Annotated in this window: 1 pseudogene; it reads left to right on the top strand. The window is 59.4% G+C overall.

Annotated features, from left to right (window positions below):
- Positions 1-22 precede the first annotated feature (22 nt).
- Positions 23-202: pseudogene (locus HAP95_RS17700) on the top strand (DNA cytosine methyltransferase); the annotation flags it as partial.

Here is a 202-nt window from a genome sequence, read left to right as displayed (position 1 = left end):
GCGGGATATGGAAGACCCATTGATGACGATCAGTGCCGGCGGGCAGCATCATGGCGTTGTCGGTGCCTTTTTGTCTCGGCAATTTGGCTGCAGGGTTGGTCTTGAGGCCGATGCGCCACTTGGTACGGTTACAGCAGGTGGCGGCGGGAAAAGTGCTTTGGTGGAATGTGCCCTGTCCCCGGACGATGAAGCCGGTGCGCTT

The sequence above is a fragment of the Acidithiobacillus sulfurivorans genome, assembly GCF_018853815.1.
GTDB lineage: Bacteria > Pseudomonadota > Gammaproteobacteria > Acidithiobacillales > Acidithiobacillaceae > Acidithiobacillus > Acidithiobacillus sulfurivorans.
The sequence above is the reverse complement of the archived record's forward strand: the minus strand, read 5'-3'. Positions and strand labels throughout refer to the sequence as shown.